This window comes from Dermacoccus sp. CCH2-D9 (genome assembly GCF_001556795.1).
Taxonomy (GTDB): domain Bacteria; phylum Actinomycetota; class Actinomycetes; order Actinomycetales; family Dermatophilaceae; genus Dermacoccus; species Dermacoccus nishinomiyaensis.
On the sequence record NZ_LSJT01000093.1, the window covers coordinates 20,470 to 37,473 of the forward strand.

Here is a 17,004-nt window from a genome sequence, read left to right on the forward strand (position 1 = left end):
CGTGGCGTCCGGCGACTGACCGCGCGCGGGCGCTATTGTTGGCCGCGATGAGCACTTCGCAGCCCCGCACCCGCGTCGCCGTCGTCTTCGGTGGGCGCTCCTCCGAGCACGCCATCTCGTGCGCCACCGCCGCCGGCGTTCTCGCCGCGATCGATCGTGAGCGCTACGACGTCGTGCCGATCGGCATCAGCAAGGCCGGCCAGTGGGTGCTCATGCCCGACGACCCGTCGGCGCTCGCGATCCAGGGCAAGAAGCTGCCGGAGGTGACGAACGACGCCGGCCGCGAGGTCGTCATCGCGCCGTCGCCCGACCAGCACGACATCCTCGTGCTCGATGCGGGGCAGACCCCGCAGGCACTGACGTCCGTCGACGTCGTCCTGCCGCTGCTGCACGGGCCGTTCGGTGAGGACGGCACCCTGCAGGGCCTGCTCGAACTCGCCGACCTGCGCTACGTCGGCTCGGGCGTCACGGCGTCGGCCGTCATGATGGACAAGCACATGATGAAGATCGTGTTCGAGGCCGCCGGGCTGCCCGTCGGGCCCTACGTCGTCATCACCGACAAGCAGTGGCGCCGCGACAAGGAAGCCGCGATGGCGAGCGTCGCACCGCTGCGCTACCCCGTCTTCGTCAAACCGGCACGCGCGGGTTCGTCGGTCGGCATCTCGAAGGTCGATTCGCGCGACCAGCTCGAGGCCGCCATCGAACTGGCGCGCGAGAGCGACCCGAAGGTTGTCATCGAGGCCGGCATCGTGGGCCGCGAGGTCGAATGCGGTGTGCTCGAAGGCCACGGCAGCGACCTGCCGCGCGCGTCCGAACTCGGTGAGATCGAGGAGATCGGCGAGCACGCCTTCTACGACTTCGAGGCCAAGTATCTCAACGACGACGGGCTGCGCCTCGCGTGCCCCGCCGATGTCAGCGCCGAGGACACCGCGCGCATCAAGGAGCTGTCGATCAAGGCGTTCGACGCCGCCGGCTGCGAGGGCCTCGCGCGCGTCGACTGGTTCTACACCGCCGACGGCACGCTCTTCCTCAACGAGATCAACACCCTGCCCGGCTTCACGCCCGTGTCGATGTTCCCGGCCGTGTGGCGCGAGAGCGGCCTCGACTACACCGACCTCATCACCGATCTCATCGAATTGGCGCGCGAGCGCAAGACCGGTCTGCGCTGACGGCAGCTCCGCGTCCGCGGGTCCCGTGGGGGAGTCCGGGGGTCTTTTGGGTCGTGACGCGGCGACGATGGCCGGGTCGGGGGGAACCGGAGCCGAACCGAATCGGCGCCGCCCGTCAGGAACAGCGGTGTGGACCCTGAGCGATCTTCTTCGCCGCGGGGGCGAACGCGGCGAGCAGCGTGCCGTCGAGGTTCGCCGACGACGGGACGAGCACCTCGATCGCCGGCTCACGACCGTAGGTGACGTACCGCGTGCCGCCCGAGACCGGGATCTGCACCCAGTCGACGTCGTTCGCGGAGAAGCAGGCGTCGCTCGTCGGGCCGGGTGAGGTGACGCCGCAGCGCGCGATGAGGGCCTCGTCAGCGTGCTTGCCCCAGGCGTGCACGGTCGGCGAATTGGCCGAGTCGGGGTAGGAATCGAGCCCCGAGACCGTCTTCGGCCACGACTTCGCGACAGCCGCGCACTCGGACGATGACGCCTGCGCAGCGGGCTTCGCAGCGACGGGCGAGTCACCGCATGCGGTGAGCGCCAGCGTTGCCGCACCGGCGAGAGTGAGAGCGACGCGTGCTGACATGACCCATAGGCTATCGACCCTCGTCTGCCCACCCCGCGCCTGCCCGGCCCGCAACCATCCAACCCGCACCGGCGCCCGGGGCTGATCGGGGGACCGAGATGCTTGGGAGCTGCGATCCCGCCTAACAGAGTTTCAGCTCCCGGGAACGTCCCTGAGAGCTGCGATCCTGCCTGACGGGGGGTTTCAGCTCTGACGATCGGAATTTCGCGTGGGGCCCCACGATTCCGCAGGGCGGCGTTTCAGCTCGCAGCAGCGTGCTTGCGAGCTGCGGTCCTGCCTGACGGGGGTTTCAGCTCTGAAGCTCGCCGTGTGCTGCGCGCGGCGCTCGCGCCGTCGTCAGGATGCAGCGGCTGATTGAATGGCGTGGTGACCGACCTCGCGACCCCCTCGTGGCTCAGACCGACCTGGACACCGCGGGTCGGCGGCGACGCGGCGACCGTCGCCGACGTCGGGGAGGCCTGCGTGCTCGCGGCGATCACCCCCCACCTCGCGGCGGCCGGCGCCGAGATCGGGCCCGGTGACGACGCGGCCGTCCTGCCCCTCGCGACGGGCCGTGCCGTCGTCACGACCGACTCGATGGTGCTCGATCTCGACTGGCGCGACGACTGGTCGAGCGCCCACGACGTCGGGGTCAAGGTGATTGCCCAGAACCTCGCCGACGTCGTCGCGATGGGCGCGCGGCCCACCGGCGTCGTCGTGGCGCTCGCCACAGAGGAGCGCACGCGTGTCGACTGGCTCGTCGAGCTCACCGACGGCATGGCTGACGAACTGCGTCGCGCGGGTTGCGGATCCCTCGGCGGCGACCTGTCGGGCGCGCCCGCAGGCACCGTCGTCATCACCGTCACCGCGCTCGGCGAACTCGCCCCCGGCGCGCCGGCGCTGACACGCTCCGCCGCCCGGCCCGGCCAGGTGGTCGTGGTCTCCGACCGGCTGGGACGCTCGCAAGCCGGTCTGCTCGTTCTCAGCGGCGAGGTGGCCTGGCCGCCACGAGATGCGGGGGCGACGGCCCGTCGTGATCCCGGCCCGTCCGTCGCTGACGAATTTCCCTACGCAGACGCAGACGCGAACCAAGCGCTCCGCACATGCGCAGACGATCGCCAAGCGCCCCCCACAGACGGCGAGGCCGCGTCCCGCGCAGCCGTGGGTGCAGGGCCCCCCGCAGCCGCGAACGGGGCGGCCGAAGCCGTCGCACGCGAGTGTGTGACGTTCCATCGCGCACCCCGGCCGCGTTATGCAGGCGACGAGGCCGTGAGCGCGGGGATGGGCGTCGCGATGGACGTCTCCGACGGGTTGGGGCAGGACGCGGCGCGTCTGGCCGCGGCGTCCGGCGTCGGCATCGAACTCGATCGCGCCGCGCTGGAACGCATGGCGGCGCCGCTGCGGCCGCTGCTGGGGAATCGAGCGCTCGACTGCGTCCTCGCGAGCGGCGAGGAGCACGCGCTGCTCGGCACCTGCGACGCCGACGCGGTGCCGCCGGGCTGGCACGTCATCGGTCGCGTCGTCGCACCCGCAGCAAGCACGTCCGGCCGGCGGGCCGCGGTGACGCTCGACAGCGTCGACGTCGTCGAACGCGGCTGGTCGCACTACGAACGGGCGCGCCCCTCGTCGTCCGACTGACGGCGTTCGCTCGTCACGCGGGCGCCGTGCGCCGGCCGTCCGGGTCGAGGGCCCCATGCCGCTCCAGCACCTCAGCGTCGGCGCAGCGCGCGTGCCGTAGCCGCGAGACGCCACCCGGGCGCGGCGCCGAACATTGCAAACGGGTCTCGATTCCGAGTGTGAGCCCCTTCACCATGGCGCGCGGTGCGAGCTTGGCGTTACCGTCGAGGGTCACTTTCCTCCACGACTGTCCGGGAGCCAGCCTTGCTGCCTATGGATTCCTCAGCTCTGCGCCTCGACGCGGGGCCGGTCGACTACGTGCTCATCGCGTTGTACTTCGTGTTCGTGCTCGGCATCGGCCTGTTGGCCCGCCGACAGGTGAGCTCCAGCATCGACTTCTTCATGTCCGGCCGGTCCCTGCCCGCCTGGGTCACCGGCCTTGCCTTCATCTCCGCGAACCTCGGTGCGGTGGAGATCATGGGCATGTCCGCGTCGGGCGCCAAGATGGGCATGCCGACGTTCCACTACTACTGGATCGGCGCGATCCCGGCGATGTTGTTCCTCGCCATCGTCATGATGCCGTTCTACTACGGCTCGGGCGTGCGCTCGGTGCCTGAGTTCATGAAGCGTCGCTTCGGCACGGGCGCCCACCTCGTCAACGCGATCTCGTTCGCGCTCGCGCAGGTGCTCATCGCCGGCGTCAACCTGTTCCTGCTCGCCAAGATCGTCAACATGCTGCTCGGCTGGGACATGACGGTCTCGACGATCGTCGCCGCCGTCATCGTCCTCAGCTACATCACCCTCGGTGGCCTCTCGGCCGCGATCTACAACGAGGTGCTGCAGTTCTTCGTCATCGTGGCGGCGCTGCTGCCGCTGACGCTCGCTGCCCTGCACAAGGCCGGCGGTTGGGACGGGCTGCAGGCCAAGATGAAGGCCGCGGGCACGGACGGCGAGCTGTCGTCGTGGCCGGGCAACTCGCTGACCGGCTTCACCGATTCGGTGTGGTCCGTCATCGGCATCGTCTTCGGTCTCGGCTTCGTGCTGTCGTTCGGTTACTGGACGACGAACTTCGTCGAGGTGCAGCGCGTCATGGCCTCGAAGGACATGAACTCCGCGCGTCGCGCGCCGATCATCGGCACGTTCCCGAAGATGTTCATCCCGTTCATCATCATCATCCCGGGCATCATCGCCGGCGCGCTCGTGCCGGAGATCGCGAAGGCGAAGGCCAGCGGCGGCAACCCGGACTACAACAACTCCCTGCTGTACCTCATGAGCGACCTGCTGCCGAACGGTCTTCTCGGTGTGGCCATCGCGGGCATGCTCGCCGCGTTCATGGCCGGCATGGCCGCGAACATCTCGGCGTTCAACACGGTGTTCAGCTACGACATCTGGCAGGAGTACGTCGTCAAGGATCGTGACGACGCGTACTACATCAAGATCGGCCGCATCATGACAGTCGTCGCGACGATCATCGCGATCGGCACGTCCCTCCTGGCGCGAAGCTACTCGAACGCGATGGACTACCTGCAGACGCTGTTCGGCTTCTTCAACGCGCCGCTGTTCGCGACGTTCATCCTCGGCATGTTCTGGAAGCGCATGACGCCGACGGCCGGTTGGGCCGGCCTCGTCTCCGGTACGGTCGGCGCGCTCGTCGTCGCCGTCCTGTCGGAGAACGCGCTCGGCGATCTGTCGCAGGACGTCATCCACATCGGTGGTCAGGGCGCGTCGTTCGTCGCGGCCGGTACGGCGTTCGTCGTCGACATCGTCGTAAGCGTCATCGTCAGTCTCATGACGCAGCCGAAACCGGCGGAGAGTCTGCGCGGTCTCGTCTACAGCGAGACGCCGAAGGAGGACTTCGAGGAAGACACGAACACGTCGTTCTTCAAGTCGCCGACGAAGCTCGCGGGCCTGTCGCTGGTGCTCGTCATCATCCTCAACGTCGTCTTCCACTAAGGGGCATCGATCATGAGTACACCGATCAACGACGCGCACGACGCCCCGCGCGGGCGTGACGACGCCGTGCACACCGGGCGTGACGGCGCGGACGAGGTGACGACGACCAAGGCCGGCAACTCGGCCCGTCACGGCGCCGGCCTGTTCGACATCCGCAACATCATCGGGCTGCTGATGGCGCTCTACGGCCTCATCCTGCTCGTCACGAGCTTCACGACGAGCACCGCCGACAAGGCGAAGGCCGACGGCGTCAACCTCAACCTGTGGACGGGCATCGGCCTCATCGTCATCGGCGCCGCGCTCATCGCGTGGGCCGTGACGCGCCCCATCGTCGTCGACGAGCGCGAGCTGGAGGCCGACAAGGCCGCCGCCGAGCGTCAGGGCAAGCCCACCGCGCACTGAACGCCTCGCGCGGGGCCTGAGCGTTTCCGCGCGGCGTCGTCAGACGAATCCCCCGGTCTCCTTCGAGGAGGCCGGGGATTCGTCGGTTCGCGGGCGTCGAGCAGGCAACAAAAAACCCGGCCGAAGCCGGGTTTTTCGAACAAGTGCCGAGATCAGCGCTTGACCTTGCCTGCCTTGAGGCAGGAGGTGCAGACGTTGAGACGCTTCGGGGTCACGCCAGCCTCGCCGACCAGGGCGCGAACGCGCTGGATGTTCGGGTTCCAACGACGCTTCGTGCGGCGGTTGGAGTGCGAGATGTTGTGACCGAAGCCCGGTCCCTTGCCGCAGACGTCGCAGGTGGCAGCCACGGTTTCTCCTGAAGTCGATGTGTTCGGGCGGATGCCCTTCGGTTGCTTCGCGCAAGACCTGACGGTCTCGCTCGCCCCCATCGATCCGCAGCGTCGAGATGATGCGCGTGATGTCATGGGGGCAACCTGGACAGCATAGCCGGAGGCAGCGGGTGGGATCAAAACGGCGACGCGGTCGGGTGCGTGGAGGCCGGCCTGTCGAGCGCGGCGCGCCGCATGCGGAGCCGCCCGAGCGTCGCCGGTTCGCCGTGCGTGTGGCGTCCGCCCGGAGTGGCGTGGACGGCTTTTCACCCCGTCCTGCCGCGGTTGTCAGACCCGTGTGCCAAGGTACTCGTGACATGCCGCGATGACGATTCACGTCTCGCGGGAGACGCCCGCGGCGGTCGCCGGAGCGAGAGGCAGGAGGGTGCATGACGCAACGCCTGAATGCGCGTGACCTTGCCCGCGCCCTCGTCTCCGCACGCGTCGAACTGTCGTCGGCGGAGTCGACGCTCAACGCGCTCAACGTCTTTCCCGTGCCCGACGGCGACACCGGCACCAACATGCGCGCCAGCCTCGAAGCGGGCTTCGTCGCACTCTCACAGACCGGTTCGGACGATGCGCCGCGCGTGCGCACCAAGGCGTTCGTCACCGGCATGACGCGGGCGGCGCAGGGCAACTCCGGCGTCATCCTCTCCGAATACGTGCGCGGTTTCGTCCGCGTGCTGCTGGCCGATCCCGCCGTCCTCGAGGTCGGCCTCGACGGTCCGGGCCTCGCGGAGGCGCTCGGGTCCGCCTCGGCCTGCGCCCGCGGGGCGGTGGGCGAACCGGTGGAGGGCACGATCCTGTCGGTCGCGCAGGCCGCGGCCCTCGCCGCCCGTCGATGCGTCGACGAGGCGGCCGGCGCAGGACGCGAGGCCGATGCCGCCGAGGTGGCGCGGGCGGCACACCAGGCTGCGCAGGAGGCGTTGGACGCGACGCCCGCACAGTTGGAGGCGCTCGTGCGTTCGCGCGTCGTCGACGCCGGGGGTGCGGGTCTGCTGCTCGTCCTCGATGCCCTCGACCGCGTCGCCTCGGGTGCGGGGGGCCTGCCCCGGACGAACACCCGCTCGTGGCTCGACGCGCGTCGGACGACGTCGTTGGAGGAGGACGCGGGCTGCCACGTCGCCGCGGGTGGCACGGCCTTCGAGGTCGTGTGCGTCGCCGAGGGCCTCGACGACGAGGGCGCCTCGGCGCTGCGTGACGTGCTCGCGCGGTGGGGCGATTCGGTTGTCGTCGCGGGCGACGAACGGCTGCATCGCGTCCACCTGCACACGGACGAGCCCTTGACGGCCGTTTCCGTCATGCGTGAGCGCGCGACGATCAGCGCCGTCACGATGACGCATTTCGACGGCCCGCTGCCGGGGTGTGAACCCTTGCTCGTCGCCGCGCGCGACGAGGCGGTGCGCGCCTACGCGTTCGCCCTCGGTGCGCAGACGCGCGATTCGCGGGAGCCGGGAGCGCCGTGGGGCCACGCAGCCGGTGACGTTCTCGCGGACGTCGACGCCGGTGACGGCGCGCGCTCGAGCAACCTCCTCGCGCTGCTCGAACGACTCGACGATGCAGCCTCGCCGTTCGGTGATTGGGAGGGCGAGCAAGCCGCCGTCTGGGAGGACGACGACCCAGGTGACGACGTCGAATTCCTGCGGGCCGACTCGTGGCGGGCCGCGCGCGACCTGGCCCGTCTGCATCTCCCCGGCGCCGAGTCGGTGCTCGTGTGCCTCGCGCCCGGCGCCGACGAAAGTGCCGCGCAGAAGTTCCTGTCGCTCGCTCGCACGCGCGTCGGTGACGGCGGCAGCATCGACGTCTTGCGTCTCGATGCCGGTTCGCTCGTCCTCATGGAGGTGACCCATGGGTGAGGTGACGCTCGACTCGCCACTGCTCGCCGTCCTCGGATCCGGCGCGAGGAAGCTCGCGAAGGCGCGTGACCTCGTGACGGTGCGCGACCTGCTCGACTACTTCCCGCGCCGCTACATCGACGCGCACGCCGGCAGCACGTTCGGTGAGTTCGAACTCGGCGAGCACGTCGTGCTCACCGCCCGCGTCGAGACGATGACGCAACGACGCATGCAGACGCGCAAGGGTTCGATGGCGAACGCCGTCATCGTCGACGACGAGGGCCGCCGCGCCGCCGTCACGTTCTTCAGTGCGCAGCCTCACTACAGCGTCCTGCGCCCGGGCAAACGCGCGCTGTTCAGCGGCCAGCTCGGCCTGTTCAACAAGCAGCTTCAGCTGTCGCACCCGCAGTACACGCTGATGGACGACGCCGACATGAGCGTGTATCCGGGCAGCGTTGTGCCGGTCTACAAGCAGGTCGAGAAGATCACCAACCTCAACCTCACCCTGTCGATCAGCACCGTCCTCGACGCGCTCGGCGAGATCCCCGACCCCCTCGACGAGCCGCTGCGCGCGCGTCACGGTCTCGTCACGACGACCCGCGCCTACCGCGGCCTGCATCTGCCGGCGAGCATGGCCGACGTCCAGGCGGGGCGTGAGCGGCTGCGGTTCGACGAGGCGTTCACCACCCAGATCGTGCTGGCCCAGCGGCGCCACGAGGCGCGCTCCGAGCCGTCGACACCGCGCGTTGCGAAGCCCGGCGGTCTGCTCGAACGCTTCGATGCGACGTTGCCGTTCGAGCTCACCGAGGGCCAGCGCGAGGTGGGGGAGCAGATCGCGCGCGACCTGGCCGAGCCTGTCGCGATGCACCGCTTGCTGCAGGGTGAGGTCGGTTCGGGCAAGACGCTCGTCGCGTTGCGCGCCATGCTCGCCGTCGTCGACTCGGGCGCGCAGGCCGCACTGCTCGCGCCGACGGAGGTGCTCGCTGCCCAGCACGCCGCCTCGATGCGCGCGATGCTCGGCCCGCTCGCCGAACGCGGACGCCTTGGCGGCGCGGACGACGGCACCCGCGTCACGCTGCTCACCGGCTCGATGTCGGCCTCGGCGCGCACGCAGGCGCTGCTCGACATCGTCTCGGGCGAGGCGGGCATCGTCATCGGCACGCACGCGCTGCTGCAGAAGCATGTCGAGTTCGCCGACCTGGGTCTCGTCGTCGTCGACGAGCAGCACCGCTTCGGCGTCGAGCAGCGCGCGGCGCTCAGCTCGAAGGCGCACCGCCCGCCGCACGTGCTGGTCATGACGGCCACGCCGATCCCGCGCACCGTCGCGATGACGGCGTTCGGCGACCTCGACGTCTCGACGCTTCGTCAGCTGCCACGTGGGCGTGCGCCGATCGTCTCGCACGTCGTGCCGACGCACGTCGCGTCGTGGATGAACCGGGTGTGGGAGCGCATCGCGGAGGAGTGCGCCGCCGGGCGTCAGGTCTACGTCGTCGCCGGACGCATCGGTGACGGCAGCGAGCCGGTCGCGCCGGGCCTCGTCGACGGGCCCGACGCTCATGGCGCCGGGGAGGGCGATGCCGCGGCGCGCCCCATCGGCGTCGTCGACCTCATCGACGAGATGCGCCGCCTGCCTGCGCTCGCTGGTCTGCGGATCGGTCTCATGCACGGCCGGCTGCCCGCCGAGGAGAAAGACGACGTCATGCGCCGTTTCGGCGCCGGCGAGGTCGACGTGCTCGTCGCGACGACCGTCATCGAGGTGGGCGTCGACGTGCCGAACGCGTCGATGATCGTCATCGTCGACGCGGACCGGTTCGGCCTGTCGCAGCTGCACCAGCTGCGCGGACGCGTCGGGCGAGGCGAGCACGGCGGGCTGTGCCTGCTCGTGACACGCAACGAGAACCCCGACACGCTCGAGCGTCTGCGGCGCGTCGCGGAGACCAACGACGGATTCGCCATCGCCGATCTGGATCTAGACTTGAGACGGGAAGGAGACGTGCTCGGCGCCGCGCAGAGCGGACGGCGATCGTCTCTCGACTGGTTGGAGCTGACGAAGGCGTCCGATCTCGCCGTCATCGAGGCCGCGCGCACCGAGGCCGCCGCCATCGTCGAAGCGGATCCGTCTCTGACCGAGCATCCCCTGCTGGCGCAGGCCGCGCATGCCCGCGTGGACGCGTCGCAGGCCGAATTTCTGGAAAGAAGCTGATGACGCGCATCATTGCCGGCTCCGCCGGTGGCCGCAGGCTCGACACGCCCCCCGGAGCGGGCACCCGCCCGACGTCCGACCGCGTCCGTGAGGCGCTGTTCTCCCGGCTGGAGCATCTCGGTGCGATGCTCGGCGCGGACGTGCTCGACCTGTACGCGGGCTCCGGCGCGCTCGGGCTGGAGGCGTTCAGCCGCGGCGCCGCGTCCGCGACGTTCGTCGAGGTCGACCGCCGCGTCGCGACCGTCATCCGCACGAACGTGCGCAACCTCGGGTTCTCGCCGGTGCGTGTCGTGACGCAGGCCGTCGAGAAGTTTCTCGAGGGCCCGCCGAGCGTCAAGGCCGCGCTCGTGCTCATGGACCCGCCGTACAGCGTGAGCGAGGAGCAGCTGCGGCAGGCCATCGACCTGCTCGTCGAGCGGGAGTGGCTCGCCGAGCGCGCTCTCGTCGTCGTCGAACGCTCGTCGCGTTCGCCGCAGCCGACGTGGCACCCGCGCCTGGAGGCCTGGGAGCCGCGCGTCTACGGGGAGACGACGATGTGGTTCGCCGAGCTCGCCCAGGACGACGCGCCCGAGCCCGACGACGTCGAGGCCGTCGTCGCGACGCTCGATCAGGTCGTGCCCGAGATCGTCGTCACCGGTACGCCCGAGGACATCGCGAAGGTCACATCATGACGACGTGCGTCTGCCCCGGCTCGTTCGACCCGCTGACGCTGGGACACCTCGACGTCATCGAGCGGTGCGCGGCGCTGTTCGACGACGTCGTCGTCACGGTGCTGCACAACCCCGACAAGCAGGGGACATTCAGCGCCGACGAGCGCGTCGACCTCATCGAGCGCTCGGTCGCGCATCTCGACAACGTCCGTGCCGCGGCCTACGCCAACACGCTGCTCGTCGACGTGTGCCGTGAGCTGGGCGCACCGCTCGTCGTCAAGGGGCTCCGCGGGGAGACCGACTTCAGCTACGAGACCCCGATGGCGACGATGAACCGCGCGCTATCGGGTCTCGAGACGGTGTTCATCCCCGGAAACCCGGGCATGGATCACCTGTCGAGCTCGCTCATCAAGCAGGTCGCGGGCCTCGGCGGCGACGTCACGGGCATGGTTCCGGAGCCCGTCATCGGCCCGCTGCTTGAGCGTGTCGGCGCGTCGCGTTGACCTGCGCAGGCCCGCACATTCTGGGATTTGGGAGAGTGCGCGCCCGCGGCGTAGACTTGCACGTCGGCCTACGCCATCGCTGTGGCCGAAAGATGTTCGAAGTTCTCGACCGACGAAGAGTGCAAGGTAATGACCCAGGCTGATTCCCGCCGCCCGCTGGTGCTCGACACCAGGGAGCTCGGTCGTCGACCCGGAAATTCGCTGCGCCTCCACCGCGACGTCGAGGCTCCGGCAGATTTCGGTACCGACGTCATCGGCATCGAGGAGGGTCAGCCCGTCGGGCTCGACCTGCGTCTCGAATCGGTGATGGAAGGAGTCCTCATCACCGGTGAGGTCGAGGCGACGGCAACCGGCGCGTGCGTGCGGTGCCTGGAGGACGTGACCTACCCGGTCGACGTCCACTTTCAGGAGCTGTTCGTCTACGCCGATCGTGCTGCGCACCACCGCGAGGTGGCAGGCGGCGATGATGAGGACGAACTGCACGAGCTCGATGGCGACGACGCCGACCTCGAGCCCGTGCTGCGGGACGCTGTGGTGCCCACCCTGCCGTTCCAACCGGTGTGTCACGAGGACTGCCTCGGGTTGTGCTCCGAATGCGGTGCACGACTTGACGACGACCCCGATCACCATCACGAAGCTATCGACCCCCGCTGGTCGGCCCTGGTCAACCTGACCGAGGCTGGATCGGCAGAAGACGAGAAGAGGAACTGACGTGGCTGTCCCGAAGCGGAAGATGTCCCGCGCCAACACCCGCTCGCGCCGAGCCAACTGGAAGGCGACGCCCGTCGCCGTGCAGGCGTGCCCCGCGTGTGGTGCCAACAAGCAGTCGCACATGGCGTGCCCGGCGTGCGGTACGTACAACGGCCGCCACTACGGTGCAGCGGAGCGCACCGAGCACCAGGCCTGATCGGCCGATCGCAGACCGTGGGCAAGAAGTCTTCGAAGCGGTCAGCTGCTGACGTGTCGCAGCGGCCCGTCGGCGACCTCGTCCGGATCCTCTCTGAGGTTTCGGGTGTGGACGTCGACGAGTCGCTGCTTCGTCGTGCCCTGACCCACCGTTCGTTCGCGTACGAGAACGGCGGCATCCCGCACAACGAGCGCCAGGAGTTCCTCGGCGACGCCGTGCTGGGCCTCGTCGTCACCGAGACGCTGTACACGGATCAGCCCGACGCGCCGGAGGGGCACCTCGCGAAGCAGCGGGCGGCGGTCGTCAGCTCGAGGGCCCTCGCTGAGGTCGCGCGCGGTCTCGAGTTGGGGGAGTACCTGCTGCTCGGGCGTGGCGAGCTCGCCACGGGTGGGCGCGACAAGGATTCGATCCTCGCCGACACGACGGAGGCCGTCATCGGCACGGTGTTCCTCTCGGGCGGCATCGAGGCGGGGCGTCGCATCGTCCACCACCTCATCGATCCGTTGATGAACCGATCGTCGACGATGGGCGCCGCGCTCGACTGGAAGACGTCGCTGCAGGAGGCCACCGCTGCGGCCGGCCTCGGTGCGCCGACGTACGTCGTCGAGGGTGAAGGGCCGGATCACGACAAGGTCTTCACCGCGACCGTCGTCGTCGACGGGCGCACCCTCGGTGTCGGTACGGGGCGCAACAAGAAGTCGGCCGAGATGATCGCCGCCGAGAACGCGTGGGTGAGCCTGCGCGACGAAGCGGCGAAGAACGCCGGTTCGGCCGGCGGTGACGTCGTACGCGACGAGGCGGACGCGGTCGCCGTCACGGACGGTGCGCATGCCTGAGCTTCCCGAGGTGGAAGTCGTACGACGAGGCCTGGACGACCACGTGGTCGGCCGGGCCTTCGTCACGTCCCGGGTGACGGGCTCGCGCGTCGCACGCCGTCACCTGCCGGGGCCGCAGCATCTGGCCGACGCATTGCTCGGACGACGGGTAGCGTCGGCCCAACGGCGCGGCAAGTACCTGTGGGTGACGTTCGAAGATGTCGGTCCTGCTTCTGCTGGCTCGGCGGACGCGACGGTGCCGCTGGACCGGCGCGAGGGTGCGGTGGCCGACGACGCCCTCGTCATCCACCTCGGCATGAGTGGACAGGTGCTCGTCGAGAGCGCCGACTCGCCGCTGGAGAAGCATGCGCATGCGGTGTTCGACCTGTCGGCGCCTGTGAAGCTCTCGCCGCCCAGGAGGTCGGGGGGGCGCGCTGGCTCGGGTGAGGCGGTGGATGCGCCGGGGGTGACTGACGCATCGGAGAGGCCGCGCTCGGAACGGTCGGCCCAGCAGATGCGCTTCGTCGACCAACGGACGTTCGGCGGGTTGTTCCTCGACGACCTGACGGTGGCGCACGGGCGCGAGGTGCCCGCGTCGATCGCGCACATCGCGCCTGACCCGCTCGAGGAGGCGTTCGACGCGGGCGCCGTCGCGCGGCTCATGCGCAGCAAGGATGTCGCGATCAAGCGGATGCTGCTCGATCAGGGCATCGTCAGCGGTATCGGCAACATCTACGCCGACGAGGCGCTGTGGCGCGCGAAGGTGCACGGCCGACGCCCGGGACGCATGCTGACGAAGACGCAGCTCATCGGCGTGCTCACGGCGGCGCAGGACGTCATGCGTTCTGCGCTCGATCATGGCGGCACCAGCTTCGACGCGCTCTACGTCAACGTCAACGGTGCGAGCGGCTACTTCGATCGCTCTCTCGACGCCTACGGCCAGCAGGGCAAGCCGTGCCGCCGCTGCGGCACGCTGATCGTCAGGGAGCAGTTCATGAACCGCTCGTCGCACTTCTGCCCGACGTGCCAGAAGCCGCCCCGGACGATGGACCGTTCCTGAACAGCGGGTCGATCGCCGCATGCGCTCCGATGCCGGCGACCTCCCCGATGCGCGAGAAGTCCGACTCGCTCGCCGCGACCCCCATTCAGCGGCGTCGCAGTCCTGCGGGCTTTCCTCGGGCACGATCAACCATCGTGTGACTGCGGGGTCGTTGCGGTAGCCGGCGATGATGTCGTCGTCCCAGGCGACGGGATCGCGCAGGACGACGTCGCCGCGCGGGGGCGCATGTGGAACGAGGGGGGCCGAAATGCGGCGCTCGACCTTCTCACGTCGGGCGCTACCGCTGAGCTCCGAGGATCCAAGAGGTCACGATTGAAGGCTCGGCTCCGCCGGATGGCGGCGCGTCAGATCGCCCATGCGAGTGGGGGACGTCTGCCGGATCTTCCCGCCGCTCTGGCACTCAAGAGCTGGGCTAAGTTCCTTCCCGGAGCGAGCCGCGAGCGTCATCTGCAGGACGCAGTGACGTTGCTCGTCTGCACCGATCGGCAGGAGGTCGCCCTGTCGAGATCCATGAGATCGGTCGTTCGCCGCCTGCTTGCCAAGATCGCGACGGACGAAGTGGCATGACAGATGTGCGACCCGGACGACTGGGCCAAGCCGGTTCGTGCCGCGCGAGGAATCGATCCCGAATGGCCGATCCCCACGTTCATCCGGCCACCTCGACCGACAAGGCGGCAACCGTGACGAATGCAGTCGTCATCCTCGTCGTCGCGACAGGCCGTCGCGACACGATCTACCGCTGACGCTTCGCGAGGCTCGACGGTGTCCGGGCGCGGGCTGCACTACCGTAGTCGGGTGATCGAACTGCGTACGCCCCGAGAGATCGACGAGATGAAGCCCGCCGGGGCGTTCGTCGCATCCGTCCTGACCGCCCTGCGCGAGGCCGCCGACGTCGGCGTCAACCTGCTCGAACTCGACGCTCTGGCGCACCGCATGATCACCGACGCCGGTGCGGAGTCGTGCTACATCGACTACCACCCGAGCTTCGGCGCGAGCGCGTTCGGCAAGGTGCTGTGCACGAGCGTCAACGACGCCGTCCTGCACGGCCTGCCGCACGACTACGCCCTCAAGGACGGCGACCTGCTCAGCGTCGACTTCGCCGCATCACTCGACCGCTGGGTGAGCGATTCGGCGATCTCCTTCGTCGTCGGCACGCCGCGCGAGGCCGACCTGCGCCTCATCGACACGACCGAGCGAGCCCTCGCCGCAGGGATTGCGGCCGCGCAGCCCGGCAACAAGCTCGGCGACATCTCGGCCGCCATCGCCGACGTCTGCGCAGGCGCCGGATACCGCGTCAACACGCAGTTCGGCGGCCACGGCGTCGGCCGCACGATGCACGGCGAACCGCACGTGCCCAACGACGGTCGTGCAGGCCGCGGCCTCAAGCTCAAGCCTGGCCTCGTCATCGCGATCGAGCCCTGGCTCATGGCGGGAACCGACCAGATCATCCAGGACCGGGACGGGTGGACGCTGCGCAGCGTCGACGGTTCCCGTGGCGCGCACTCCGAGCACACCGTCGCGATCACCGCCGAGGGCCCGCTCGTCCTCACGGCGCGCGACACGGCCGCCGCCGGCGCGCCGCAGCCGACGGCCTGAACCGCGCGCCGTGTACGTCAAGTCGCTGACCCTCAAGGGGTTCAAGTCGTTCGCGTCGGCGACGAACCTCGTCCTCGAACCGGGCATCACCTGCATCGTCGGTCCGAACGGTTCCGGCAAGAGCAACGTCGTCGACGCGCTCGCCTGGGTCATGGGCGAGGGCAGTGCCCGCAGCCTGCGCGGCGGCAAGATGGACGACGTCATCTTCGCCGGCACCTCCGGGCGCCAGCCGCTCGGGCGCGCCGAAGTGACGATGACGATCGACAACTCCGACGGCGCACTGCCGATCGACTACACCGAGGTGACGATCAGCCGCACCATGTTCCGCGGCGGCGGCTCCGAATACGCGATCAACCGCACGCCGTGCCGACTGCTCGACATCCAGGAGCTGCTGAGCGACTCCGGCATCGGCAAGGAGATGCACGTCATCGTCGGCCAGGGCCAGCTCGACGCGGTGCTGCGCGCGACGCCCGAGGAACGTCGCGGGTTCATCGAAGAAGCGGCCGGCGTGCTCAAGCACCGCCGTCGCAAGGAGAAGGCGCTGCGCAAGCTCGACGGCATGGAGGCCAACCTCACGCGCGTCGCCGACCTGACGGCCGAGGTTCGCCGCCAACTCGGGCCGGTGGGGCGCCAGGCCGAGACGGCGCGTCGGGCGCAAGCCATCCAGATGACGGTGCGTGACGCACGGCTGCGGCTGCTCGCCGACGACCTCGTCCAGCAGCGCGCGCGGCTCGAGGCCGACGTCGCGGACGAACAGGCGATGGTGCGGCGTCGCGCCGAACTCGACGACGCGGTGCGCGCCGCGAAGGCCGGCGTCGAGGAGATCGAGGCCGAGATGGCAGCCCGCGCTCCGGTGCTCGAACGGCTGCAGTCGCAGTGGTACGCGCTGTCGTCACTGGAGGAGAAACTCGATTCGACGCGCCGGCTCGCCGCGGAACGAGCCACCTCGCTGACGGCGGCGCAGGACGAGACGCCCGGTTCGGGCCGGGATCCCGAGCAGCTGCGGCGTCAGGCCGAGCGGGTCCGGGGGGAAGAGCTGGAGCTGCAGGCCAAGGTCGAGCGAGCCCAGGAGGCGCTCGACGCCGCCGTCGAGGTGCGCGAGAAGACTGAACGTGAACATCAGGTCGAGCAGCAGCGACTCGTGCGGATCGCGCGGGCAGCCGCAGATCGACGCGAGGGTCTGGCCAAGCTTCACGGTCAGGTCGAGGTTCGGCGTTCACGCGTGGAAGCAGGCGAGGCCGAACTCGCGCGGTTGCGCGCCAGCATCGGGGAGTCCGCGACGCGAGTGGCCGAGGCCCAGGAGGAGCTGGCGCCTCTCGAGGAGGCGCTGCGCGACGCGGAAGCCGCCGAAGCGGCGCTCAATGATGCTGCGG

Annotated in this window: 16 protein-coding genes; 14 read left to right on the forward strand and 2 right to left on the reverse strand. The window is 69.7% G+C overall.

The annotated features are described in order from the left end of the window. Positions 1-47 precede the first annotated feature (47 nt). Positions 48-1,169: a D-alanine--D-alanine ligase family protein gene (locus AX669_RS07820; RefSeq protein ID WP_062257671.1), complete on the forward strand. Its 1,122-nt coding sequence runs from the start codon at positions 48-50 to the stop codon at positions 1,167-1,169. A gap of 115 nt (positions 1,170-1,284) precedes the next feature. Here the strand turns inward: AX669_RS07820 and AX669_RS07825 are convergent, their stop codons facing one another. Continuing rightward, a complete protein-coding gene (locus AX669_RS07825; RefSeq protein WP_062257673.1) occupies positions 1,285-1,743 on the reverse strand; it encodes a DUF3515 family protein in 459 nt (152 codons plus the stop codon). A 366-nt stretch (positions 1,744-2,109) separates the two neighbouring features. On the opposite strand from AX669_RS07825, the gene AX669_RS07830 reads away from it, so the two are divergent. From AX669_RS07830 to AX669_RS07840, 3 genes are all read left to right on the forward strand, one after another. After that, positions 2,110-3,360, forward strand: coding sequence for a thiamine-monophosphate kinase (locus tag AX669_RS07830; protein WP_197418873.1), 1,251 nt, complete (start codon positions 2,110-2,112; stop codon positions 3,358-3,360). A gap of 252 nt (positions 3,361-3,612) precedes the next feature. After that, complete coding sequence (locus tag AX669_RS07835) at positions 3,613-5,292, forward strand: sodium:solute symporter family protein (RefSeq protein WP_062257676.1); 1,680 nt, start codon at positions 3,613-3,615, stop codon at positions 5,290-5,292. A 12-nt stretch (positions 5,293-5,304) separates the two neighbouring features. Further along, positions 5,305-5,694 (forward strand): hypothetical protein, encoded by a 390-nt coding sequence (locus AX669_RS07840; protein ID WP_231729491.1) that lies wholly within the window; start codon positions 5,305-5,307, stop codon positions 5,692-5,694. 152 nt (positions 5,695-5,846) lie between these two features. Here AX669_RS07840 and rpmB read toward each other — a convergent pair whose 3' ends face one another. Continuing rightward, positions 5,847-6,041, reverse strand: a complete 195-nt coding sequence (rpmB, locus tag AX669_RS07845; RefSeq protein ID WP_006943284.1) for a 50S ribosomal protein L28 — start codon at positions 6,039-6,041, stop codon at positions 5,847-5,849. A gap of 410 nt (positions 6,042-6,451) precedes the next feature. Between rpmB and AX669_RS07850 the strand changes: the two genes are divergently transcribed. The 10 genes from AX669_RS07850 to AX669_RS07900 all read left to right on the forward strand — a co-directional run. Continuing rightward, a complete protein-coding gene (locus AX669_RS07850; protein WP_062257677.1) occupies positions 6,452-7,918 on the forward strand; it encodes a DAK2 domain-containing protein in 1,467 nt (488 codons plus the stop codon). Next, on the forward strand, positions 7,911-10,100 hold the full coding sequence (locus AX669_RS07855; protein WP_006943282.1) for an ATP-dependent DNA helicase RecG: 2,190 nt from the start codon (positions 7,911-7,913) through the stop codon (positions 10,098-10,100). The genes AX669_RS07850 and AX669_RS07855 overlap by 8 nt, the downstream gene beginning before the upstream one ends. After that, on the forward strand, positions 10,100-10,771 hold the full coding sequence (gene rsmD, locus AX669_RS07860; protein ID WP_006943265.1) for a 16S rRNA (guanine(966)-N(2))-methyltransferase RsmD: 672 nt from the start codon (positions 10,100-10,102) through the stop codon (positions 10,769-10,771). Before AX669_RS07855 ends, rsmD begins: the two co-directional genes overlap by 1 nt. Next, entirely contained in the window at positions 10,768-11,253 is a 486-nt protein-coding gene (gene coaD, locus AX669_RS07865; protein ID WP_006943276.1) for a pantetheine-phosphate adenylyltransferase, read from the forward strand. Before rsmD ends, coaD begins: the two co-directional genes overlap by 4 nt. Positions 11,254-11,382: 129 nt before the next feature. Continuing rightward, positions 11,383-11,964, forward strand: coding sequence for a DUF177 domain-containing protein (locus tag AX669_RS07870; RefSeq protein WP_006943286.1), 582 nt, complete (start codon positions 11,383-11,385; stop codon positions 11,962-11,964). Between the two features lies 1 nt (position 11,965). Continuing rightward, complete coding sequence (gene rpmF, locus AX669_RS07875; RefSeq protein WP_006943268.1) at positions 11,966-12,160, forward strand: 50S ribosomal protein L32; 195 nt, start codon at positions 11,966-11,968, stop codon at positions 12,158-12,160. A gap of 53 nt (positions 12,161-12,213) precedes the next feature. Then, on the forward strand, positions 12,214-12,996 hold the full coding sequence (gene rnc / locus AX669_RS07880; protein ID WP_231729500.1) for a ribonuclease III: 783 nt from the start codon (positions 12,214-12,216) through the stop codon (positions 12,994-12,996). Then, positions 12,989-14,035, forward strand: coding sequence for an Fpg/Nei family DNA glycosylase (locus AX669_RS07885; protein ID WP_062257685.1), 1,047 nt, complete (start codon positions 12,989-12,991; stop codon positions 14,033-14,035). The genes rnc and AX669_RS07885 overlap by 8 nt, the downstream gene beginning before the upstream one ends. Positions 14,036-14,830: 795 nt before the next feature. Then, positions 14,831-15,631, forward strand: coding sequence for a type I methionyl aminopeptidase (gene map, locus AX669_RS07895; protein WP_062257681.1), 801 nt, complete (start codon positions 14,831-14,833; stop codon positions 15,629-15,631). Between the two features lie 10 nt (positions 15,632-15,641). Continuing rightward, on the forward strand, positions 15,642-17,004 hold a 1,363-nt coding region (locus tag AX669_RS07900; protein ID WP_156444958.1), incomplete at its 3' end, for a chromosome segregation SMC family protein.

Bases quoted from the DNA above. Each gene is read 5' to 3' on its own strand.
- AX669_RS07820 (WP_062257671.1), top strand. From the start codon at position 48: ATGAGCACTTCGCAGCCCCGCACCCGCGTCGCCGTCGTCTTCGGTGGG.
- AX669_RS07825 (WP_062257673.1), bottom strand. From the start codon at position 1,743: ATGTCAGCACGCGTCGCTCTCACTCTCGCCGGTGCGGCAACGCTGGCG.
- AX669_RS07835 (WP_062257676.1), top strand. From the start codon at position 3,613: ATGGATTCCTCAGCTCTGCGCCTCGACGCGGGGCCGGTCGACTACGTG.
- AX669_RS07840 (WP_231729491.1), top strand. From the start codon at position 5,305: ATGAGTACACCGATCAACGACGCGCACGACGCCCCGCGCGGGCGTGAC.
- AX669_RS07850 (WP_062257677.1), top strand. From the start codon at position 6,452: ATGACGCAACGCCTGAATGCGCGTGACCTTGCCCGCGCCCTCGTCTCC.
- AX669_RS07855 (WP_006943282.1), top strand. From the start codon at position 7,911: ATGGGTGAGGTGACGCTCGACTCGCCACTGCTCGCCGTCCTCGGATCC.
- rsmD (WP_006943265.1), top strand. From the start codon at position 10,100: ATGACGCGCATCATTGCCGGCTCCGCCGGTGGCCGCAGGCTCGACACG.
- coaD (WP_006943276.1), top strand. From the start codon at position 10,768: ATGACGACGTGCGTCTGCCCCGGCTCGTTCGACCCGCTGACGCTGGGA.
- AX669_RS07870 (WP_006943286.1), top strand. From the start codon at position 11,383: ATGACCCAGGCTGATTCCCGCCGCCCGCTGGTGCTCGACACCAGGGAG.
- AX669_RS07885 (WP_062257685.1), top strand. From the start codon at position 12,989: ATGCCTGAGCTTCCCGAGGTGGAAGTCGTACGACGAGGCCTGGACGAC.